Here is a 21,978-nt window from a genome sequence, read left to right on the forward strand (position 1 = left end):
AATTCATAATATACTATGGACGTGTTAACTGACATGGTTAACATGCCCCCAGTCCTAAATCCAAACATAGAGGTTTCCCATGAAGAGCAACTTTGCCGAGTTTTCCGAATCCGAGTTGGCCAGCATGATCGACAATGCCCAGAAAGCGCTCAGGGAGAAACACGATAATAAGCGCAAGGAAGTTGTCACCAAGATCAAGGAGTTAGCGACTTCCATCGGCGTGAACGTGGATATCACCGAAATCACCAAGCCGGTGGGCAGAAAAGGTAGCAAGGTTCCGGTGAAATATCAGAATCCCCAGAACCTTTCCCAGAAGTGGACCGGGCGCGGCATGAAGCCCAAGTGGCTGCAAGCCCTGCTCGAAGAAGGCCGCGACATCAAGGAATTCGAACTCGGCGCTTGAGCCGACGGATCCACGCCCCCCGGCGGAATGCCGGGGGGCGTTTTTTTATGCCCGGAGGTTTTGGACGGCGGCTATCGGTGGATGGGCGGTATGGACATTGGCGGGGGGGAAGAATTCCCATGCCCGCGGCATAATCCCACTATCGGACTCTGGCTCAAAACACCCGATTCCCCTGTGGTAAGGGGCGAATACCCCCAATTCCGGCCAGGGGTTCGGTTTTTATCGGCATGTTGAAAAAAGCCTGGCCGGAGGAAAATAGGCCGGGCGGGTGGAATGTGGCCCAGGGACCGCGGCGGGGTCGATATTCGGGTATCCACCGGGAGCGCGCTCCCACGGGCCGGTGCCCTGGATCAATCCAGGAAGCGCCGGGTCAGGCCGCCGTATTCGTCGATCCGGCGGTCGCGCAGGAAGGGCCAGATGCGCCGCACCTCCTCGGAACGGCGGCGGTCGATATCCACGATCAGCACCCGGCTGTCCTGGGCGTCGGCCCGGCACAGGAATTCGCCCTGCGGACCCGCCGCGAAGCTATTGCCCCAGAAGTGGATGCCGGGGCTGTGTCCGCTGGGGTCGGCTTCGTGGCCGATGCGGTTGCAGGCCACCACCGGCAGGCCGTTGGCGACCGCGTGGCCGCGCTGCACCGTGACCCAGGCTTCCAACTGGCGTTGGCGCTCGGCCTCGGGGTCGTCCGGGTTCCAGCCGATGGCGGTGGGGTAGAGCAGGAGGTCGGCCCCGGCCAGGGCCATCAACCGCGCCGCTTCCGGGTACCACTGGTCCCAGCACACTAGGACGCCCAACTTGCCCACCGAGGTGCGGATCGGCGCGAAGCCCAGGTCGCCGGGGGTGAAATAGAACTTTTCGTAATAGCCCGGATCGTCCGGGATGTGCATCTTGCGGTATTTGCCGGCCAAACTGCCATCGCGTTCCAGCACCACGGCGGTGTTGTGGTAGAGGCCGGGGGCGCGTTTCTCGAACAGCGAGGCGACGATGACCACGCCGAGTTCCAGGGCCAGCGCGGCGAGGTGGCCGGTGGTGGGGCCGGGGATGGGTTCGGCCAGGTCGAAGCGGGCGCAATCCTCGGTTTGGCAGAAATAAGGACCGAGGTGCAATTCCGGCAACAATACCAATTCCGCGCCTTGCGCGGCGGCTTCGCGGATACCCTGGAGGGAGGTTTCCAGGTTGCGGGCGGGGTCGGCGTCGCCGCAGGCTTGTTGGACGAATCCCAGTTTGAGGGTGGCGTGCATGGCTTGGGGAATCCTCGGGGGTTAGAGCGGGAATTGCATGGTCATGCAGTGCAGGCTGCCGTATTGGCGGATCAAGGGCACGCAATCGATGCCGACCACATCCCGGCCGGGGAAACAACCGGCCAGCCGTTCCAGCGCGATGGCGTCGGCGGGGTCGTTATAGGTGGGCACCAGGACCGCGCCGTTGATAATCAGGAAATTGGCATAGGTGGCGGGTAGGCGGTCGCCCGCTTCGCTATGGATCGGTTGGGGTATGGGCAGCGGCACCAGGCGGTAGGCGGTCCCGGAATGCGTGGTGAAAGTCGCGAGTTGCGCCGCCATCTTCTGGAACTCGGGATATAGGGGGTCCGCCGGGTTTTCGACGGCGGTATAGGCGAGGGTATCGGGCGCGCAGAGCCGGGCCAGGGTGTCGATATGGGCGTCGGTGTCGTCGCCTTCGGCGTGGCCGTGTTCCAGCCATAACACCTTTTCCGCGCCGAGATACTCCCGCAGCCGGGCCTCGATTTGGGCTGGGTCCAGGGAGGGGTTGCGGTTGGGGTTCAACAAGCAGCGGGTAGTGGTTAACAGCGTACCCAGCCCGTCGGATTCGACGCTGCCGCCCTCCAGCACGAAATCCACGCCGGTCAAGGGTATATTGCCCAGCAGTCCCGTGGCATGGAGGTTCCGCGCCAGGGCCGCGTCGGCGCCATGTCCGTATTTGCCGCCCCAGCCGTTGAAGCGGAAATCCAGGAGTTTCCGTCCGCCTTCCGGGGCCGCGACCGAAAGCGGCGCGGTATCCCGTACCCATACATCTTCATAGGGCAGTATCGCGTAGCGGACCCGCCCGGTATCGACGCCCCGTCCGGCCAGCGCGGCGGCGATATGGGCGCGGTGGGCCTCGTCGTGGCAGGCGACGATCAAGGTTTCCCGCCGGGCGATTTCCGCGCCGATATGGGCGTAGGTTTGTTCCACGGCGGCCAACCAGGGTTGGAAGTCGCTTTCCGGGTAGGGCCAGGCGATGAGGGTGGCCGCTTGCTCGGCCCATTCGGGGATCAGGGTGGCGGTGGGCATTGGGTTCACGGGGGCTGTTTTTCTCTGGGGTAATCGCTAATTTCGATATTCTATCGTAAAACCGGTATGCCATCGACATAGTGGCTTTTCAACTCGCCGCACCTGTCCGTGCGGGCGGCGCGGCACGGGCCGGAGCCGGGTTGTACGGGCGGTGCCGTCCGGGGGTGGGATTGCTCAGAAATAGCGGGAATAGGGGTTTTGACGCGGGCGGGGCGGGGCGTTCCTTAACGCTTTCCCCAAAAGATAAACGCCGAGGCTGAGCAGGGTCGCCAAGCCGCCGAATCCGCCATAGAGGATCAAATCCCGGCCACCCTCCCGGCCCAGGGTGCCGATAAACCCGATCAGGGAGATGCCGATAAAGCCCAGGCTGACCAAACCGCAATAAAGGGTGGCCATCGCGCCCAAGGCCATGAGGATCAGGCCCAGGAAATTCTTCATCGGATTGCGCCATCCCCGACCGGGTTTGCGGGGTCGATAGGGGGTTGCCGAGGAGGCCGCCTCAGCGCGGTGGGAACGCCCGTGGCGGTAGCGCGTCCAGCAGCGCCCCGATTTGCCCGGCATCCAACCAAGGGCCGAGATCGCGCCGCAGCGCCGCCGCCATCGTATCGGGATGGCCGGCCAGCAGCGGGGCGCAACGGTGGATTTCGGGCAGCAAGCTGCCGCCCGCCGCCGCCACGGCCCGGCGCAGGGTGGCGAGGTCCGGCCCGGTGGCATCGCCGTCGGGCGTTTGGGCCTGTACCGCTTTGGACAGGTCGATCAACACGGCGAACAGCCGTTCCGCCGCCGCCGCGGACAGTCCTTGCCGGGTGGCGTCGGCCCGCGCCTGCCGCAAGACCTTGGTTTCCTGTGCCGGGTCCGTGAGCGCTACGCCCTCGCGGCGCTTGGCGGCGGCGACCTGGGGCATCAGGGCGAAACGCCGGCCCAGGGCCGCCGCGATGGAGTCCGCGCAGGATTGTGCCGCGGGCGGGGAGGCGGTGGGGAGGGCCGGCGGTTTCGGGGCGGCGCAGGCCGCGAGCAGGAGGGGGGTGGCGAGGAGGCAGGTGCCAAGGGATCGGGTGTTCATGGTCGATGCCAACGGTTGATGGGGGTCGGGCCGCCGCCCGGCTTGCCGAGGCCATGCCTGCCCGGTGGTATGGTTGGGGATTATCGGCCGCCGTCAATCCTGCGCGTTCTCTCGCTTGCCATCGAACAGCGGGTGGTCGCGCTGGAGGAACAAGCAATCGTAAAACCTGGATACCCTTTTCGGTATATTCAACACCGAAAAAAGCTCAAAGCCATTCGCGGCAAGCGTGGCTATGAGTTCGCTAAATCGATAGCCGTTTACAAATCTGTTTTTGATGCTGGCTTCGCATATTATGAATTTTATTTCTTTCGAGTGTTTTTTAATGCCTTTCAATACTTCGATCTCGAATCCTTCCGTGTCGATTTTCAGCCCAAACGGGCCTTCGGGATTGAACTCGTCTATAAGATCGTCGAATGTTATGACGTCCACGGTATAGCGCGCTTTTATCTGCCCTGATGTGAGTTCGGTCCTTTCGAGGATGGAGGAGCGTCCGCTGGCTTCGTTGAGTATCAAAGTGCCCCGGTTCGCGCCCAGGGCGACGTTTTTGAAAACATATTTTTTGGGTGCGACCTTCAGAATCTTTTCCGCCTCTTTTTGGGGGTCTACAAGAATAAAATCCGCGTCGGGGAAGGCTTTATAAAGCGGAGGCGTGCCAAAACGGACCCCCACATCGATCACCGTTTTGACATTGAGCGAGAGGCTTTTAAGAAAAGCCGGATTATAAAGCTCGGCACTGGCGACGTCGTCTTTATTCTCTTTGAGATTTTCCATATTGCTTTCCTGATGCAATGGTTGTGGGTATATGTTGCCTGATGTGAATCATTATCTTGGTGCAAAGCGGTGCGAAAAGCCGTTTTCACACCCTCCCGGCATTAAAGCCATGGAAGGTAAAGTTTCCGGTTACAGCGTGGCCTGAAACAGGCAATGATTATACGGGGTTCACCAGGGAAACGCTGCTTTTACGGTGGATCGGCAATTCCCGTTTTGGCGGAAAACACCGCCATCGCGGCTTGATGCGGGTGGCGGTATAACGCCGTTCCTTGTGCGGGGAACGGCGCTCCGGGCGCACCGCTTGCGTTATTTCGCCACGCCACAGGCGATCCGCCCGCCCCCCGGCTGGTCGGCGTAGTTGTCGGCCTCGGCATGGATCACCAAGGCCCGGCCCGCCAAGTCGGCGACATGCAACCGCTTGGCCGTGACCGCCGTCTGGGTGCCGCCATCCGCCGCCACCGTCAGTAGGGGCAAGTCGCCCAGATGCCCCGCGCCTTCCGGTCCGAGATGCTGTCCGGTCTTGGCGGGATCGTAGTGGCTGCCGGCGGCCAGTCCGGCGGCGGGTTTGCCGTCCTTTTCGCCCGGACCGCAGGCCGGGCTTTCGTGGACATGGAAACCGTGCGGCCCCGGCGGCAAGCCTTTGAGGTCGGGGGTCAGCACCAGGCCCGCCGGGCCGTCCGCGGCGGTGACGGTGCCCAAGCTTGCGCCCACGCCTTGCGGGTCGATCTTGTGCAACTCGAAAACCAAGGGCGCGGCCCCGGCGCCGGTCGTGGCGAGGACCAGCCCCGCCGTCAATAACAGGGATAAACGCATCGCTCTCTCCTGGGATGATTGTTATGGCGAGGCGGCAGTATAGGGGATTTCCCGCATCAGGCGACGGGCCGCTTGAACGCCTCGCCCTCGACTTCCCGCACCAGTTTCGGCACCAGATAACCGGGTAGCGACGCCCGCAATTCCCGCAGCAAGGCCGTGGCCCGCGCCTCGTCCACCTCGAAATGCGCCGTGCCCCGCGCCCGGTCCAAAAGGTGTAGGTAATAAGGCAGGACGCCGTGGGCGAACAGGGTTTCGCCGAGTTCGGCCAGGGTGTCGGCGGCGTCGTTGATGCCGCGCAACAACACGGCCTGGTTGAGCAGGGTCGCGCCCGCGCCGCGCAGGGCCGATAGCGCCGCCCCGACCGCGCCATCGAATTCCCGCGCATGGTTGGCGTGGATCACCAAGACCACCCGCAAACGGCTGTCCGCGAGGCGGCGCAGCAAAGCCTCCGTCACCCGGCTCGGCAGCACCACCGGCAAGCGGCTGTGTAGCCGCAGCCGTTGCACCTGGGGAATGGCTTCCAGCGCCGCGACCAGCCGTTCCAAGCGTTCATCGTTCAACACCAAGGGATCGCCGCCGCTAAGGATGACTTCGCGGATGCTGGCGTCCCTGGCGATATGATCCAGGGCCGCCTGCTCGCGGCTCCGGCCCAAGAGGTTGTCTTCATAGGGGAAGCCGCGGCGGAAGCAATAGCGGCAATGGATGGCGCAAGCTCCGGTCGCGATCAGCAAGACCCGGCCCCGGTATTTGTGCAACAGGCCGGGGGCCGCCACCGCCGCCAAATCCCCCACCGGATCGGCCAGGAAACCGGGGTATTCCCGGAGTTCCGCGCCCAGCGGCAACACCTGCCGCAAGAGGGGGTCGTCCGGGTTGCCGGGCTCCATGCGGGCGGCATAGCAGCGGGTCACGCGGAACGGGAAATCCAGGGCGGCGGCGTCCAATCCGGGGAAGTCGGCGGGGTCGAGCGCGAGGGATTGGAGCAGGGTTCGGGGCTGGGTGAAGGAATCGGCCAGTTCGGCCTGCCAGGAGGGATACATCGCGGCTGTGGTTTGGTAAGCGCAAGGCGCTCCATTATAATGGCGTGATTTTTTTGGGCTAATTCAGCAACGAGGCAAGAATGGCGACAGTCAGCACCAACGAATTCAAGGGCGGTTTGAAGATCATGCTCGACGGCGACCCGTACAACATGCTCGAGAACGAATTCGTCAAGCCCGGCAAGGGCCAGGCGTTCAACCGCGTGAAGCTCCGCAACCTCAAGACCGGCCGCGTCCTGGAGCGCACCTTCAAGTCCGGCGACACCTTCGAGACCGCCGACGTGGTCGATACCGACATGCAGTACCTCTACAACGACGGAGAGCGCTGGCATTTCATGGTGGTCGAGACCTTCGAGCAGTACGAGGCCGACGCCGCCGCCGTGGCCGATGCCGCCAAATGGCTGAAGGAACAGGATGTTTGCCAAGTCACCCTGTACAACAACTCGCCCATCGGCGTGATCCCGCCCAATTTCGTGGAACTCAAGATCGTCGAGACCGATCCGGGCGTGCGGGGCGACACCTCCGGCGGCGGCGGCAAGCCCGCCACCCTGGAAACCGGGGCCGTGGTGCGCGTGCCCCTGTTCATCCAGACCGACGAAGTCATCAAGGTCGATACCCGCAAGGGAGAATACGTGTCCCGCGTCGGCAAATAAGCGCCGGTTCGCCGTGGGCGGTTGCCAGGCCGCGATTGGATCGAGCCAATCGCGGCCTTTGTTTTTGGGAGGACGCCATGAGCGCCGAACTTGATTGGAGACCGGCCTGTGCCCCGGCGATCCTGCGGCGCCGGGCGGAACTCCTGGCCGCGGTCCGCCGCTTTTTCGCCGGGCGCGATGTGCTGGAGGTCGAAACCCCGCTGCTCTGCCATGCCGCCGTCACCGATCCCAACCTGCACGCCTTTACCACGCGTTTTCTGCCGCCCGGTGCCCGCGAGGGCCGCGCCCTCTATCTCCAAACCTCCCCCGAATTCGCCATGAAGCGCTTGCTGGCGGCGGGCAGCGGTTCGATCTATCAAATCTGCAAAGCCTTCCGCGACGAGGAGGCCGGGCGGTACCACAACCCGGAATTCACCCTGCTGGAATGGTACCGGGTGGGGTTCTCGCTGGCCGATTTGATGGACGAGATCGAAGACTTGTTCGCCGCGGTCCGTGGGGGCGGCGATCCGCTGGCGGCCGCCGAGCGCCACGCCTATTCGGACCTGTTCGAGCGCCATCTGGGCATCGATCCCTTGACCGCCGATATCGCCGATTTCGTGGGTTGCGCGGCGGTGCGGGGCTTCCACGAGGCCGAAGCCCTGTGCGGCGAGGACCGCGGCGTTTGGCTGGATTTGCTGTTCAGTTATTTTGTGCAGCCGCATTTGGGGCGGGGCCGGGTGGCGTTCGTGTACGACTATCCCGCTTGCCTGCCGTCGCTGGCCCGCAAGCGCCCGGACGATCCAAGGGTGGTGGAGCGGGTCGAGGTGTTCCTGGAAGGCATGGAACTCGGCAACGGCTTCCACGAACTGGCCGACGCCGTGGAGCAGGAGGCCCGCTTCGATGCCGACTTGGCCGGGCGGCGGGCGCGGGGCGCGGCCTTGCCGCCCAAGGATGGCCGTTTGCTGGCGGCCCTGCGCCATGGCCTGCCGGATTGCTCGGGCGTGGCGATAGGCTTGGACCGTTGGTTGATGTTGCTGGTGGGCGAGGAAGAAATCGGGGGGGTGCTGGCGTTCCCGGTGGACCGGGCGTGAAACGCCCGGTTCAAGGCTCGGCGCAGATCAGTTCCACGATCCGGCGCTGGCGGGCCGCGATCAACAGGGTGGAAGCCTGCTGGCTGAAATAACGGTTGTCGAGGCGTCCGTCGTCCTGGGCCAGCAGGTGGGCGGCTTTTTCCAGATAGGGCAGGGCCGGCCCGAACTCGCCTTGTTCCAGCAGGAAGGCACCGAGGTAGTAATTGGCGTCGCTGGTTTCGGGATGGCGCTCGAGCGCATCCTCGAACAAATGCCGGGCCTTGCCGTCGTCGCGGAACGAAATCAAGGGCGGGGCGCAATGGAACAGCGCCCCGAGGGTGATCTGGGCGCTGGAGTTGAGCGCGCCGGGGTCGAGGGCGATGGATTTTTCCAGGCGTTTCCTGGCTTCCTCCAGGTGGAACAGGGAATCGAGGTTGGCCGTCGTCGCCGCCAGGCTGCTCAGCAGCAGTCCTTGCAGGGCCAGGGGTTCGGCATGGCCGGGATGGTGCAGTTCGAGTTTCTCGGCGTCCGCCAGCAGCGCCTTGAAGCGTTGTTCCCGTTGTTCTCCGGGCAGTTCCGTGTATTGCGCCTCCACCCAAGCCCGGTCCAGGCGTTGGATCTCGGTTTGCAGCCTGTCCTGGGCGCAGCCGCCGGGAATGGGCGGGACGAGGCAAAGCAGCGGGGCGAGCCGCAGCAGGATGCGCTTGGAATGGGTCATCTGGCGGCCTCCCCCCGGCGGCCGGGTTTATTTGTGGTTGAGGTGGGTCGCTTCCAGGTCCAGTTCGATCTTGGCTTGATCGAGTTCCTTGTCGATGGCCTTGTACATCGCCTCGTAGAAATCGGCCTCGTCCACGGTGTCGCGGCGGATTTCGGTGACGGTCTGGGTTTCGCCGGTGGGCAGGGGGATGGTGATGATCGGTCCCACCCCCATCTCCGCCGTTTCCTTGTTCTTGGTGACTTCGTATTGGCGTTCGACCGCGACGCAGCGCACGGTGGACGAGGCCGCCGAGGCGTAGGCGATGTTCATTTCGACGGTCAGGCCGCCGTAGCGGTCGTCCTCGCCCTCGATCTGGTTGGATTTGAAGACCTTGATGGCGTGGTGTTCGTTGTCTTCGCTCTGCACCACGTAGTGCGCTTGCAGGGCGGTATTGCGGGCGGCCCGCAGCACCACCGGCGGGGGTGCCTCGAAGACATGGGAATAGAACTCCTTGGGTTTGAAGTTTTCCCCTTCGTAGATGTGTTTGTTCGCGCAGCCGGCGAGGAGCGCGAGGCCGATGGGGAGGAGTGCGGCGGAGGTTTTCATCTGGATATCCTGGCTGGACTCGGGTTGAGGAAAGCGGTGGCCGGTCAATGCTTGCCGGGTTTCTTCTTGGCGCTCGAAGCGTGCTTGGCCGGTTTGGCCTTGGGTTCGGCGTCCACGGGGGCATCGTCCGGGACGCCTTCCAGGGCGGCCTCGCTGTCCATGGGCGGGGCCGCTTCTTCCTCGGGCTGGGAGGAATCCTGGTCGGTGAGGTTCATCGGCGCGGCGTCGGCGGCGTCGATGGGCTTGGATTTCGCCGCTTTGCGGGGGGCCGGTTTCTTGGGCGGGCGGCCCATGTTGCGGGGGCTGTCGATGGGGCCGGCCGCGATATCGTCGGGGGAGGCGCCCTCCGGGTTGGTGTCCTCGGTGTCCTCGGGGGCGTCGGTCCGGGGGGAGGGCGGTGGCGCGGCTTTGACCTCCGCGCGCTGGGGCGGCGGCGCTTGGTAGCGTAGGAATTCCGAGGCCAGCAATTGTTCCAGCGCGTCGTAGAAGTTCATGTAGAACTTGGGGGTCGCCAGCCCGGTGTCGGCCCATTCCTCGGTTTTCTGGAACGGCAGGGGCATGGGGAGGTTGATGCCGGCCCCGCCGATCTGCACCCAGACCATCTGCTTTTCCACGACATTGAAGGTCGCCGCCATCACCAGCTCGGTGGTGTTTTCCGCGCGCGGGCTGAAGTTGATCGACACCTTCATATACATCACCTCGTCCTCGTCCTTGGTGGGTTGCATCCCGTTGGCGGTGATGATCCCGGAATCGAGCTCGGAATGTTCGATCTGGAAGTTCGAGTTGAGCAGCAGCCGTTTGAGGGCGTCGTAGACCACCGGCTTCTCGAACGGCAGCAGCAGCCGCCGGTAGCACAGGGTGGAGGGGGTGGAGGAGGCGCCCTTGGTTTCCTGGTCGGGGAACTGGCATTCCGACAGCAGGGGCCGTTGGAGCTTGCCCTGGGCGTCGAATTGCAGGAGCAGCCGGTAGGCGTGGATGGCGTTGGTGCGGGGGTTGGTTTCGCGCTCGTTGAGTTCCCAGACCCCCCGCTGTCCATCCTGGCTGGTGAACATCAGCGCGGGTTTATGCCCGGAGAGTTTCTTTTCCGCTTCTTGCAGGTTCATTCCCGGCGCGATGGACGCGGCCACCGTGCTGAGCGGCGGGAGGGTCGGGCCTTTATTGGGTTGGGCTTGGCGGGTGCAGGCGGGGAGCATCGGCAATACCGCCAGGATCAGGCAAAGGCGCTTCATGGGGCTGCTTTCCTTGGGTCGGCCTAGTCGGCGGAGCGGCGGGGTTTGGAGGCGTCGATGGGGGCCTCGGCGAGGGGCTTGGACTTGCCTTTCATATAGTCCCGGACATAGCCCATGATGAGGTCCGCCGCTTCTTCCTTTTGGCTGGCCACGGCGATGGGGATGTAGACATCGTCGCCTATCGCCTGGCAGTTCACCGAGACGGTGCTGCGCTCGCCGTAGCCGAACACGGTCCCGTTGCCGTGGTCTTCGATTTCGAGGTGCAGCTTTTCCAGGATTTCGGTGGCCTTGAGCTGGCAGTCGGTGGTGCTGGAGGCTTGCTTGTGTACGGTGGCCGTCATGAGGGCGGGCGGTCCGGCCACGGCCTGGGTTTGGAGGAGCGCCGAACTCAGCCCGATCAGGAGGAGGGGGAAACGGGTGGCTGGTTTCATAACTGGATACCCTGGTGAATTCTCTGTGTTATTCGGGGTTATCGCCTGGGCCTGCCCGCGCTCGATACCCTGCGGCACGGACGGGGGCGCGTCCTGGCGGTGCCGGGGTGGATTCGGGGGGGGGCGGGTGCCGCGGATGCGGACGGGGCGGCGAAACCGATATGATTATCCGTGCTTATTATTCTCGGGTTGGGTCGTGTTGACCTGCTTACGATACCATCGTGACGGGTCTCCTGCGGGGTGGTTGGGGCGGGATGTGGAGTATTGTATCCAGGTGTACCGGGGCTTTTAGCCGCAGCGCCCGGACCTGGGGCCACGAACCCGATGTGTGCCGATGATTTATTTTTGAATCAAGGGCTTGGCATCGGTCGGATACGGTAATCCACCTTTTTGGGGCGGCTTAAAATACCATTTTTTGAATGAGTATACACGCCCATGGGCGGGCGGATGGCACAGGTGGGGAAAGGGGGCTGTGGCGGGGATGGGCTATGTCTCCATGGGGGAGGGCGTATGGAATTCCGCCTGGCGCAAATCCCCCCGCGCGGCGTTGTAGAATGCACCGCCAACGCGGCCACGGGGTTGCGCGGCGTATCGACGGATGCGCGGCACCGGGACATGGACGGGAAACCCCCGTTCCCGCCCCCGCCGGTTTCTCCCGAGCGCCCCGCCCCGTCCGTCCCCGAGACCACCGCCGGAAAATGCCACACCCCTATGAGCAGCGCCGAATCCACCCCACGCCGGGCCAATGTCGCCATCGTCTTCGAACCGGATGCCTATAACATCAAGGGCGGCAAGCTTATGGGGCGGCAAGCCGCCGGCCATGGCTTCCTCCGCGCCGCCGTGGCGGGCCGCCTGCCCAACGAAGCGCTCTGGGTCTATGCCAGGGACCGCAAGCTGGCGGATATTTTCGCCTCCAGGGTCGCGGAGATCGATCCCAACACGCCCACCGGCTGGGCACCCGCCGACCGCCCGGACCTCCTGGGCCAACTCGGCACCGTCTACCGTCCCGATCCCGATATCTCCCAACTCGCCAACCTGCGCCTGCGGGTGGACCCCCGCGCTTGGTCGGCGGTCGGGGTGACGCATACCACGGCCTCGCACGGGGCGATGAATTCGATCACCGGGCTGTTGGCCGGGCCGGTGATGCCCTGGGACGCCTTGATCTGCACTTCGCAATCGGTGGGCGCCACCGTGCGGACCTTGCTGGAGGCCCAGGCGGACTATCTGCGGTGGCGGTTGGGGGCGCAGCGCTTCACCCTGCCACAATTGCCGGTGATCCCGCTCGGGGTGCATTGCAACGACTTCGCCCAAACCCCGGAAGCCCGCCAGGCCGCCCGCGCCGCCTTGGGCATCGCCGAGGACGAGGTGGTGGCGCTGTTCTTGGGGCGGCTCAGCTTCCACGCCAAAACCCATCCCCACGCCATGTACCGGGGCATGGAAACCGCCGCCCGGCAAAGCGGCCGCAAAGCCGTGCTATTGCATTGCGGTTGGTTTTCCAATCCCAATATCGAGGAAGTCTTCAAGGGCGCGGCGGCGGAATTCGCGCCCACGGTGCGCCCGCTGTGGACCGATGGCCGCGACGCCACGGCCCGCCAGCAAGCCTGGGCGGCGGCGGATTTGTTCCTATCGCTGGTGGACAATATCCAGGAGACCTTCGGTCTGACGCCGGTCGAGGCGATGGCGGCGGGTTTGCCGGCGGTGGTCACGGATTGGGATGGCTATAGGGAAACGGTGCGCGACGGGGTCGATGGTTTCCGTATCGCGACCTGGATGCCGCCCGCGCCCTTGGGCGAGCCGTATGCCTTGCGCCACGAGGCGGGGGTGTACGATTACGATTTCTACCTGGGGGCGGTCTGCCAGCACGTCGCGGTCGATCACCGGCAATTGGCCGAGCGCCTGACCGCGTTGCTGGCGGACCCCGGTTTGCGCCATCGCCTGGGCGGGGCGGGACGCCTGCGGGCCCGCACCGAATTCGATTGGTCGGTGGTCTATGCCCGCTACCGTGCGCTATGGGACCATCTGGCCGATATCCGCGCCCATGGCCCGGAATTCCCGGCCTATCCCCTGTCCGGCGGCGTGCCGCAACGCATGGACCCCTGCCGGGCTTTCGCCAGCTATCCCAGCCATATATTGACACCGCACACCGTGGTGTCGCGCCTGCCCGCCGCCGCCGACTGGCCGGTTTTGCGCCGACATCCCTTGTTCGTCTATGCCGAAGCCTTCCTGCCCAGCCCGGAACTGGCCGAAACCCTGCTCGCCCCGCTCGCCGAAGGTGCGCCGCTGACCGTGGAGCGGCTGGCCCAGCGGGCCGGTATCCCGACCGATGCCGCCTTGGCCGCTTGTGCCCATCTGGCCAAGGCCGGTTGCGTGGCGCTGCGGGTATAGCGTCCGCCCGCCGGAGGGTGGCCGCCTATTTGCTCATCCGCTGGGCGCAGAACGCCTGATGCTCGGCGATGGCCTGGGTCTGGTCGTGTTTCTTGCCGAATTTCCGCTGGGCGATATCCAAGGCCCGCGCATACAGCGGCAGGGCGATATCGTGCTGGCCCTTGGCATGGTAGGCACCGGCCAGGTTGTCCAGGCTCATCGCGACATTGGGATGGTCCTTGCCGAGGCTGGATTCGGTGATCTCGAACGCCCGTTTGTATAAGGGCAGGGAGTTGTCGTGGCGGCCCTGCGAGCGGTAGACATCGGCCACGTTGTTGAGGCAATCCACGATGTTCATATGGTCCTGGCCGTATTTGCGTTCCTGGATCGCCAGCGCCCTTTGGTAATAATCCATGGCCTTGTCGTGCTGCTTCTTGGCGGCGTGGATATCACCGATGCTGTTCAGGGTATCGACCAGCTTGAAATGGGATTTGCCGAATCTCTTTTCGAGGCGGGCCAGGGTTTTCAGGTGCAGGGGCAGGGCTTGGTCGAACCGGCCCTGTTTGTGGAGGAAGGAGGCCAACAGCCGGGAGACGTGGAAGACCAGGGGTTTGTAGAACAGCATCAATCCGATGGGCACCACCAGCAACAGGACGGCGCTCAACAACAGCAGGGTGATATTACTCATGGGGTAGGCCTATGGGTATTTTGGGGGGATGGGGTGGCATCACGCTTTGAGGAAGGTCAGCCGGATATCCTGCCCGACCTGCCGGGTATCGGCCAGCCGCAATTCATGACGGTCGGCCATGCGGGATAGCCCCGGCAGATGGAACAGGCCGCGGGCTTGGTCGCCCAGGACCACCGGGGCCAGATAGACGATCCACTCGTCCACCAGTCCGGCCCGCAACAGGGCGCCGTTCAGGGTGGGGCCGGACTCGACCAAGACCTCGTTGCAACCGGCCCGGCCCAGCCATTCGACCACCGCCGTTAAGTCTATCCGGTCTTCCGCGTCCGTGGGCAGGACGGCCATCTCCAGCGTGGCGGGGATATCCTGCCGCGCCGCGCGGCCCGCCGCCGTGGTCAGGACCACGGTGCGGACCCGGCCATCGGCGAGCCGGGCCGTGGAAGGCAGGCGCAGGCGGGAATCCAGCACGATGCGGATGGGCTGGACGATTGCGCCCGCATCTTCGCCGAGCCGGGCCGTGAGTTCGGGGTCGTCGGCCAGGGCGGTGCCGATGCCGGTGACGATGGCCGAACTCCGCGCCCGCAGCCGATGCACATCGCGGCGGGCATCGGCTCCGGTGATCCACCGGCTTTCGCCCGAGGCCATCGCGGTGCGGCCATCCAGGCTCATCGCCAGCTTGCTGCGGAGCCAAGGGCGTCCGGTGGCCATGCGCTGGCAGAAACCCCGGTTCAGGTTCAAGGCGTCGCCCGCCAACAGGCCGCAATGGGTGTCGATGCCCGCCGCGGCCAAGCGGGCCATGCCCGCGCCCGCCACCTTGGGATTGGGGTCTTCCAGCGCGGCCACCACCCGCGTTACCCCGGCGGCGATCAGGGCTTCGGTGCAGGGGGGCGTCCTGCCGTGGTGGCAACAGGGTTCCAGGCTGACATAGGCGGTCGCGCCCCGCGCTTCGGTCCCGGCCACGGCCACGGCTTCGATTTCGGCGTGCGGACCCCCGGCCTTGCGGTGCCAGCCTTCGCCGACGATGCGGCCCGCCTTCACCAGGACGCAGCCCACCCTGGGGTTGGGATCGGTGGTATAGAGGCCGCGTTCGGCGAGGCGGAGGGCGCGGGCCATGTAGTCCGCGTCGGCGCGGGAGCAAGGGATGTGGGCATTCATCGGGGGTTTCAGGAAGCGGCGGGGGGATCGGAGGGATGGGCCGCGCCGCCGTCTTGGGGGTTTTCCAACTGGTCGATGACTTCGCGGAAGGCGTTCACGTCCTGGAAGCTACGGTAGACCGAGGCGAAGCGCACATAGGCCACATGGTCGAGTTCGCCCAGTTCGCGCATCACGTTTTCGCCGATCAGCCGGGAGGGGATTTCGCGCTCGCCGCGGGCCAGCAGTTGCTTCTTGATGCGGTTGATGGCGGCTTCGATGCGGTCGCTGCCGACGGGGCGTTTCTCCAAGGCCCGGAGCATCCCGGCGCGGAGCTTTTCTTCCCGGAACGGCTCGCGGCTACCATTGCTCTTGACGATGCGCGGCAGGTTGAGTTCGGCGGCTTCGTAGGTGGTGAAGCGCTCCTTGCATTCGACGCATTCGCGCCGCCGGCGGACTTGGTCGCCTTCCTGGGACAGCCGGGAGTCGATGACGCGGGTATCGTGGGCTCCGCAAAAGGGACAGCGCATATCGGGTTGGCCTCGCGCACGGGGCCGGGGGCGGCGCGGGCCGCCCGCCGGATGCCCGCCTGGTTAATCGGCATAGACCGGATAGCGGCGGCAAATCTCGCTGACGTTGTCCCGGACCCTGGCGATGACCGCCTCGTTCTCCAGGTCGTCCAGCACATCGCACATCCAATCGGCCAGGGTTTCGCAATCCTGCACGTTGAAGCCGCGGGTGGTCACCGCCGGGGTGCCGACCCGGATGCCGCTGGTGACGAAGGGCGATTGCGGATCGTTGGGCACGGCGTTCTTGTTGACCGTGATATGGGCGCGGCCCAGGGCGGCGTCGGCGGCCTTGCCGGTGATGCCCTTGGCGATCAGGTCCACCAGCATCAGGTGGTTGTCGGTGCCGCCGGAGACGATTTGGAGGCCCCGGTCCACGAAGCGCTGGGCCATGGCCTTGGCGTTGTCCACCACGCGCTGTTGGTATTCCTTGAACTCGGGTTGCAGGGCTTCCTTCAGCGCCACGGCCTTGGCGGCGATGACGTGCATCAAGGGACCGCCCTGGATGCCGGGGAACACCAGCGAATTCAGCTTCTTCTCGATCTCCTCGTTGGCCTTGGCCAGGATCAGGCCGCCGCGCGGGCCGCGCAGGGTCTTGTGGGTGGTGGTGGTGGTGACATCGGCGATCTGCACCGGGCTGGGGTAATGGCCGGTGGCGACCAGGCCCGCGACATGGGCCATGTCCACCAGGAGGAAAGCGCCCACCGAATCGGCGATCTCGCGGAAGCGCTGCCAATCGACCACGCGGCTATAGGCGGAGAAACCGGCCACGATCATCTTGGGCTGATGCTCCTGGGCGAGGGCCGCGACTTGCTCGTAATCGATATAGCCGGTGCTGGTGTCGAGGCCGTATTGGAAGGCGTTGTAGATTTTGCCGGAGAAATTGACCTTGGCCCCGTGGGTCAGGTGGCCGCCGTGGGCGAGGCTCATGCCCAGCACGGTGTCGCCGGGGTTGAGCAGGGCCATGTAGACGGCGGCGTTGGCCTGGGAACCGGAATGCGGCTGGACGTTGGCGAAGTCGGCCCCGAACAATTGCTTGGCGCGGTCGATGGCGAGGCTTTCGACCACATCGACGTATTCGCAGCCGCCGTAATAGCGCTTGGCGGGATAGCCTTCGGCGTATTTGTTGGTCAGCACCGTACCCTGGGCCTGGAGGACGCGGGGGCTGGCGTAGTTTTCAGAGGCGATGAGTTCGATGTGGTGTTCCTGGCGGTCCACTTCGTTCTGGATGGCCGACCACAGTTCGTCGTCGAAACCGGCGATTTCCATACCTTTGCTAAACATGATTTCTGACCTTCGCGGGGGTGGAGAAGAAGGGGCGGGACCGGCATCGGGTGTGCGTGGGCGGGCCGCGTGAGGGGGTGTTTATAGCAGAAATGGCGGGGCGTGGCACGGGGCCGGGGCGGTGCCGGAGTGTTCGCGGGCGGGGGCGTTGGGGAATCCGGGCGGCGGGCGGGATGCCCGGATTCTGGGGGGATGTCACCAAGTCATCGGCCAGATCGGGCCTACGTTGAGCCTTGCGGCGAAGGCCACGGGTATGGGCACTCCGTTGAGCGGTGAGGCCGGATTGCTGTATGAGTGCGAGGTGTAGTGATCGACATACAGAATGTTGATTTTGGGATCGTTGGCCGGATCGTAATTCCAAGCCGCCCATTGGTCCACGCCAGAACAGGGATGGTGACTGCCAGCGCTATCAATCACACGGGTGCCGACCGAGAATATTCCGGGTAGGGCTGGGTTGGAGGTATTGGCTGCCGCGGGAATTGGATCGCCATACGGTTGTGGCGTGAGTGTCCAAGAAAACAAATGGAGGGTGCTGGCTACCCCACCCGCAGCGTTCGGGGGCCAATTTCCGGCCGCTGCGGCCCAGGCTTTTGTGCTGTAGGGATAATTGGCCCGGTTCAATAGTTTGTCGATCTGGTTTGCGCGTAGTATGTTCAAGCTGCCGGTAGCCGAGTATTGGTCGAAGAGGAATATCGGATTGGCGGCAGGGGCATACTTGGGTGAAATCACAAAGAAACCCGGCGGAAGCGCGTTGACATTGGCAGTAACATAGCCTTCCAGGTTTTGGTCGAGTGCGCCATCGTACAAAATGGCGACCCGGGATGATTGGGGGGTGGCTCCCATCACGCCAGGTGGCCCCCCGCCGACTGCGGGATTTGAAAGTAATTGCCAGTACGGGGCATCGAATAGGTTGATTTGGGCTTGGGTATAAGGGACGAGATGGTTGCCTAAGGCAAGGGTGATCGTATTGATTAACGCTTGGTGGTCGGCATTGCTGAAGTTTAATTTGAGATTGAAGTGCGAAAAATTGAGGATGACAAGCTCCCGGTCTCCAGGTGCCAGATTAGCCATGAAATTGGTGATTTGGGCGAGTATTCCATTGGGGCCGTCGATTTGACCGCCGGTATAGAAGGGGCCATGGAACGTCCAAAACGATCTGCCGGTGACATAGTTGGCTTGATAGGGGCGCAGGTCGAAATAGCGGATTCCGCCCGCGAGTTGCTGCCCTATGGTCTGGGTTTGGGTGCGTGATTGGAAGTTGCCATAGAGATGATCTACATAACATCCAGCATCGTGCGTGCCGGGAATGGTGATTTGGTGCAAGGGCCGGGCGTTGAATCCGACCGCATTGTTGTATAGGTCCGTCATCCACGGCATGGCTGCTACCCCCTCGCTTCGGTAATGATCAGGACCAACTGCGGTTTGCCCGCGCCGGTCGTCTGGGTCGATTCATACACGGTGTATTTGGTGCTACCGCCGAAGGTGCCGAGCAATTGGTTGTTGAGCAACGACAGGGCATCTTTCTGGTTGTAGCTGAAGGTGATCGGCGTGCCGCCGCCCTCGACCGTCATCTCGATCTGGACCACCGCCGAGGCCGCCGTGCTGGCGATATCGGCCCGGCCCGTCACCACGCCGAAAGCATCGATATTGACGCCTGGGAAGGTTTTATCGGGCCGGTGGGTGGTCGAGGCCCAGTCGCCTGGATTGGCGATGCCCGCCTTCACCCGGATGGGATAGGGATTGTTGTTGGCGATCATCGTATAAGTCTCCACGGGCGCGGGGGGTGGCGTGGGTGTGGGCGTCGGCGCTGGGGTTGGCGCTGGGGTTGGCGCGGGCGTGGGGGTTGGGGTTGGTGTCGGAGTGGGCAGATTATCGATGGCGATTTGGAATGGCACCGCCGAATGGGCGCTGTTCTCGCCGAGGGTTTTGGCCAAAACATCGATTTGGGTGTTGAACTGCCCCGGTTGCCTGCCCTTGTAATAGTTCTGCACCACATAGCCTTGCCAGCCATCCGGCGGGGCCGGGACCGGGCCGAGCGAATTCTTGGCTTCCGGGACGCGCTGGGTCGCGACGCTTTGCAGGATGCCTTCGCGGGGGACGAGCTTCTGTATATTGGCCTGGATGTCCCGCGCCAAGGCCGTCAATCCCGAAGCCGGGCATTCCACGTACAGCACCGGGACCGGGTTGTAGTTGGCGTCCTGCGGTTGCTTGAGCGTGGCATGTAGCACGCCGTAGGTCTGGGCGGTGTTGGGGTCGGCGAGATCGATGCCGGTAAGGGCCAGGAATAGGGAATAGGCAGCGGCGTCCAAGGGCGAGACCGTGGTGGGCAGGCCGGCGATGGGGGCCGATTGTCCCGCCCAATCGGGGATCACACCGTCCACGGGTCGTCCGTTGACCTGTTTCTGGATCAATTGCCGACGGGTCATCAAGAGCAAGGGGCCGGAGTCGCCCCCCGCATAGCACAGGACGTAGAGGCTACCGTTCGAGGGTTGTTTGGCCATGGGTCGCTCCCGGTCGTCGATGCTTGGCTGGATGCCTCACTTCGATGGATAAGACGGCTGACGGTCCGGGATGTGAAATCTCGATGTGGTTGCCACGGGTTTGGGGCCGGTCGGGATCGACGGGGGGCGGAGGGTTTGAATCCGCCCCCCGCCGTCACAGATCACAGGCTCCCGATGCTCTTCAAATAAGCCAGCAACTCCCGCAACGCCTCCGGCTTGTTGGTCGGCGTGGGCTGGCCGAGTTGGTCGGCGCTATTGACGCCATGGCAGGCCGGGCAGGTGCGGATTTCGCCCGGTTGCAGCGATAGCCAATTGCGCTCCCGCACCACGAAGTTGCCGTCCTTGTCGGTCAATTGCCACGTCAGCGCCCGGCGGGTGGGCAGGAGCATCGCCACCGAGCCATCGCTGGCGATCTTCACGCTGCCTTGGGGCGCGTCCGCGGCTTGCGGCGGATTGGCCTTGACGCTGTGCAGGGGTTGGGCCAGCACCCGCCGACCGGGGCGCGGCCCGTCCGAACCTTTCAAGCCACGGATCTGGTCGGCCTGGAATGCCTGGAAATGCGCGACCTCGTAGACCTTGCCGACCGGAGTCACGGTCTGGACGCCACCATCGGCCACCTTCAGGTTGAAGGGCTGTTGCTTGTCGCTATGGTCGCGGCGGGTGACGTTGCGCATCACGGCCAAGGCCAGTCCCTTGCTTTTGAGGTATTGCCGCAGGGCCGCCTCGTCCACGCCCGCTTCCTGCAAGACCTGGGCTTCCGGCGCTTCCAGGTTCGACGGTGGCTGGGCGGGCTTGGTCCGGGCCTTGATTTCCACCGGCTGCAATTCCCATAGCTCGCCCGAGTAATGGATCAGGGAATCCGGGTTGTAGTAGCTCACGTCCTTGCTGATGCCATCGGTGAGGGTCGGTCCCGCCGCCCAGGTGCCGCCCGGCTGTTGTTGCACGAGGCGGATGCGGAAGGCGTAGCGCGATTTGGGATGGAAGCCATCCGCCGCCTGGGTGCCTTCGTCGCGGTCGGCCCGGGTTTCGAAGGTGTGGGTGGCCAGCAGCTTGCCGTCGGAGAGGATGGCCGGGTCGCGGTAATGGCCGCTATTTTCGGGCGTCGGCTGCTCGCCGTCCCCGGTGAACGAAGCGGTGCTTTTGTCGGTGAGATAGGCGGTCCGCATCTGGTCGGCGTTGTAGAGCGGGTTGACGTGGCTCAGGCGCACGATCTGGCCGGCGGCGTGGGTGCCGAACTCGGGGGCGTCGATGCCGATGAAATCGTCCGGCTGGGTCGGGTCTTGGGCGATCTGGAGGAAATTTTCGATCTTGTTGGGGTTGGCGGGATTGGTCTGGTCGGTCAGGGCCGGATCGTCCTTGAAGACACCCTGGACGTAGGAGCCCCCTAGTTCGTGGCGGCCGATATGGTTGACCAGTTCCAAGACGGTGCCGTCCTCGTGCACCTGCCAGGGGAAGAAATGGTTGAAGCGGAGTCCGTTCAGATGGGTGCCGGCCAGGGACACCGTGTCGGAGGCCAGGGGTTCCGGGAACACCTCGGCGCGGCTGTTGAGGATTTTGGCGTTGGCGGCTTCGCTGGAATAGTTGAACGTCCCGTAGTAATCGCCGAAATTGCGGTCGCTGGCGGCTTGCTGGTCCTGTTGCAAATGGTCCCAGCGGGTGAAGGTCACCCGGCCATAGCTATCCACGAACGGCTTGAAATCCCCGGAAGGCGAATGCGTCAGCATGGTTTGCTTGCCGGTCTTGGGGTTGAGCTTCCACAGCCCGGTGATGGCGGGGGCTTCCTCGTACTCGTCCAACTGCGGATAGAGATGGGCCTGTCCGCCACGGGGCTGGTCGGAGGCGAAGATGATTTGCTCGTCGGTGCCGTAGGTGGGGTTGATGTTGTTGTAGACCGGTTGGTTAGGCACCTTGGTGATGACCGGCTGTTCGTTCTTGCCGAGTCCCGTGACTTCGTAGAGCTGCCAGCGGTACTCGTTCCATTGGTATTGCTGGGGTGCGCCGATGGCCATGCTGAAGATGATTTTTTTGCCTTTCCAGTGCACGGCGGGGTCGCGCACCTGGATCGACGAGTTGCCCTGCGGGCCGGCCTGGCCATAGCCGGCGGCCTGGGTCAGGTTCTTGAGCGTGCCGTCGGGATAGCGGATCCACAAATCGCCGCCGCGCCCGGAACCGCCGATGGCGGCGGATTGGTTGCAGAAGGTCGAGTTCATCGTGCAGAAATCCCCAGGGACCGGCACCTGGGTCACGAAGGCGATGGGATAGGGCGTGGTGACGGCGGCGTGGCCGGGAGACCCAAGCGCCAGCAGGACGAGGCCCAGGGGGGCGGTTTTGCGGTTCATAAGCTCTCCTCGCGGGTTTGGGCCCGGATGGTGGGGGTTGATGGATTCGGTGCCGGGACGAATACCGG

At 64.2% G+C, this 21,978-nt stretch carries 22 protein-coding genes; 4 read left to right on the forward strand and 18 right to left on the reverse strand.

Annotated features, from left to right (window positions below; genetic code table 11):
- The first annotated feature begins 79 nt into the window (after positions 1 to 79).
- Positions 80 to 403 carry an H-NS histone family protein gene (locus tag K5658_RS05665; protein WP_221065998.1) on the forward strand — a complete coding sequence of 108 codons (324 nt, stop codon included), beginning with the start codon at positions 80 to 82 and terminating at the stop codon, positions 401 to 403.
- A gap of 350 nt (positions 404 to 753) precedes the next feature.
- Here the strand turns inward: K5658_RS05665 and K5658_RS05670 are convergent, their stop codons facing one another.
- The 7 genes from K5658_RS05670 to epmB form a co-directional block, all read right to left on the reverse strand.
- Entirely contained in the window at positions 754 to 1,644 is an 891-nt protein-coding gene (locus K5658_RS05670; RefSeq protein ID WP_221065999.1) for a carbon-nitrogen hydrolase, read from the reverse strand.
- A 21-nt stretch (positions 1,645 to 1,665) separates the two neighbouring features.
- The gene (locus tag K5658_RS05675; protein ID WP_221066908.1) at positions 1,666 to 2,694 is read right to left on the reverse strand and encodes an agmatine deiminase family protein; all 1,029 of its coding nucleotides are present in this window, start codon (positions 2,692 to 2,694) and stop codon (positions 1,666 to 1,668) included.
- 174 nt (positions 2,695 to 2,868) lie between these two features.
- Positions 2,869 to 3,132 (reverse strand): hypothetical protein, encoded by a 264-nt coding sequence (locus tag K5658_RS05680; RefSeq protein WP_221066000.1) that lies wholly within the window; start codon positions 3,130 to 3,132, stop codon positions 2,869 to 2,871.
- Between the two features lie 61 nt (positions 3,133 to 3,193).
- Entirely contained in the window at positions 3,194 to 3,757 is a 564-nt protein-coding gene (locus K5658_RS05685) for a chorismate mutase (protein WP_221066001.1), read from the reverse strand.
- A gap of 93 nt (positions 3,758 to 3,850) precedes the next feature.
- Positions 3,851 to 4,528 carry an FkbM family methyltransferase gene (locus tag K5658_RS05690; RefSeq protein ID WP_221066002.1) on the reverse strand — a complete coding sequence of 226 codons (678 nt, stop codon included), beginning with the start codon at positions 4,526 to 4,528 and terminating at the stop codon, positions 3,851 to 3,853.
- A 306-nt stretch (positions 4,529 to 4,834) separates the two neighbouring features.
- A complete protein-coding gene (locus K5658_RS05695; RefSeq protein ID WP_221066003.1) occupies positions 4,835 to 5,341 on the reverse strand; it encodes a superoxide dismutase family protein in 507 nt (168 codons plus the stop codon).
- 56 nt (positions 5,342 to 5,397) lie between these two features.
- Positions 5,398 to 6,378, reverse strand: a complete 981-nt coding sequence (gene epmB, locus K5658_RS05700) for an EF-P beta-lysylation protein EpmB (protein WP_221066004.1) — start codon at positions 6,376 to 6,378, stop codon at positions 5,398 to 5,400.
- 80 nt (positions 6,379 to 6,458) lie between these two features.
- On the opposite strand from epmB, the gene efp reads away from it, so the two are divergent.
- Both efp and epmA read left to right on the forward strand, forming a co-directional pair.
- The gene (efp, locus tag K5658_RS05705; protein WP_221066005.1) at positions 6,459 to 7,028 is read left to right on the forward strand and encodes an elongation factor P; all 570 of its coding nucleotides are present in this window, start codon (positions 6,459 to 6,461) and stop codon (positions 7,026 to 7,028) included.
- A gap of 77 nt (positions 7,029 to 7,105) precedes the next feature.
- Complete coding sequence (gene epmA, locus K5658_RS05710) at positions 7,106 to 8,098, forward strand: EF-P lysine aminoacylase EpmA (protein ID WP_221066006.1); 993 nt, start codon at positions 7,106 to 7,108, stop codon at positions 8,096 to 8,098.
- A 10-nt stretch (positions 8,099 to 8,108) separates the two neighbouring features.
- On the opposite strand, the gene K5658_RS05715 is transcribed toward epmA, so the two are convergent.
- Genes K5658_RS05715 through K5658_RS05730 form a run of 4 tightly spaced genes read right to left on the reverse strand, consistent with a single transcriptional unit; the run spans position 8,109 to position 11,040 of the window.
- Positions 8,109 to 8,795 (reverse strand): tetratricopeptide repeat protein, encoded by a 687-nt coding sequence (locus K5658_RS05715; protein ID WP_221066007.1) that lies wholly within the window; start codon positions 8,793 to 8,795, stop codon positions 8,109 to 8,111.
- A 27-nt stretch (positions 8,796 to 8,822) separates the two neighbouring features.
- Entirely contained in the window at positions 8,823 to 9,380 is a 558-nt protein-coding gene (locus tag K5658_RS05720) for a DUF2242 domain-containing protein (protein ID WP_221066008.1), read from the reverse strand.
- 44 nt (positions 9,381 to 9,424) lie between these two features.
- Positions 9,425 to 10,609 carry a hypothetical protein gene (locus K5658_RS05725; RefSeq protein ID WP_221066009.1) on the reverse strand — a complete coding sequence of 395 codons (1,185 nt, stop codon included), beginning with the start codon at positions 10,607 to 10,609 and terminating at the stop codon, positions 9,425 to 9,427.
- Between the two features lie 23 nt (positions 10,610 to 10,632).
- Entirely contained in the window at positions 10,633 to 11,040 is a 408-nt protein-coding gene (locus K5658_RS05730; protein WP_221066010.1) for a hypothetical protein, read from the reverse strand.
- A 711-nt stretch (positions 11,041 to 11,751) separates the two neighbouring features.
- Here K5658_RS05730 and K5658_RS05735 point away from each other — a divergent pair.
- Positions 11,752 to 13,425 carry a glycosyltransferase family 4 protein gene (locus K5658_RS05735; RefSeq protein WP_221066011.1) on the forward strand — a complete coding sequence of 558 codons (1,674 nt, stop codon included), beginning with the start codon at positions 11,752 to 11,754 and terminating at the stop codon, positions 13,423 to 13,425.
- A gap of 25 nt (positions 13,426 to 13,450) precedes the next feature.
- On the opposite strand, the gene K5658_RS05740 is transcribed toward K5658_RS05735, so the two are convergent.
- The 7 genes from K5658_RS05740 to K5658_RS05770 form a co-directional block, all read right to left on the reverse strand.
- A complete protein-coding gene (locus K5658_RS05740; protein WP_221066012.1) occupies positions 13,451 to 14,092 on the reverse strand; it encodes a tetratricopeptide repeat protein in 642 nt (213 codons plus the stop codon).
- A gap of 39 nt (positions 14,093 to 14,131) precedes the next feature.
- Positions 14,132 to 15,244: a bifunctional diaminohydroxyphosphoribosylaminopyrimidine deaminase/5-amino-6-(5-phosphoribosylamino)uracil reductase RibD gene (gene ribD / locus K5658_RS05745; protein ID WP_221066013.1), complete on the reverse strand. Its 1,113-nt coding sequence runs from the start codon at positions 15,242 to 15,244 to the stop codon at positions 14,132 to 14,134.
- A gap of 8 nt (positions 15,245 to 15,252) precedes the next feature.
- Entirely contained in the window at positions 15,253 to 15,750 is a 498-nt protein-coding gene (gene nrdR / locus K5658_RS05750; protein ID WP_221066014.1) for a transcriptional regulator NrdR, read from the reverse strand.
- Positions 15,751 to 15,813: 63 nt separating this feature from the next.
- A complete protein-coding gene (gene glyA / locus K5658_RS05755; protein WP_221066015.1) occupies positions 15,814 to 17,070 on the reverse strand; it encodes a serine hydroxymethyltransferase in 1,257 nt (418 codons plus the stop codon).
- A gap of 195 nt (positions 17,071 to 17,265) precedes the next feature.
- Positions 17,266 to 18,438, reverse strand: coding sequence for a PI-PLC domain-containing protein (locus tag K5658_RS05760; RefSeq protein ID WP_221066016.1), 1,173 nt, complete (start codon positions 18,436 to 18,438; stop codon positions 17,266 to 17,268).
- A gap of 14 nt (positions 18,439 to 18,452) precedes the next feature.
- Entirely contained in the window at positions 18,453 to 19,571 is a 1,119-nt protein-coding gene (locus tag K5658_RS05765) for a hypothetical protein (RefSeq protein WP_221066017.1), read from the reverse strand.
- A gap of 161 nt (positions 19,572 to 19,732) precedes the next feature.
- Positions 19,733 to 21,910, reverse strand: coding sequence for an HzsA-related protein (locus tag K5658_RS05770; protein ID WP_221066018.1), 2,178 nt, complete (start codon positions 21,908 to 21,910; stop codon positions 19,733 to 19,735).
- Between the last annotated feature and the right edge of the window lie 68 nt (positions 21,911 to 21,978).

It is taken from the genome of Methylomagnum ishizawai (genome assembly GCF_019670005.1).
GTDB lineage: Bacteria > Pseudomonadota > Gammaproteobacteria > Methylococcales > Methylococcaceae > Methylomagnum > Methylomagnum ishizawai.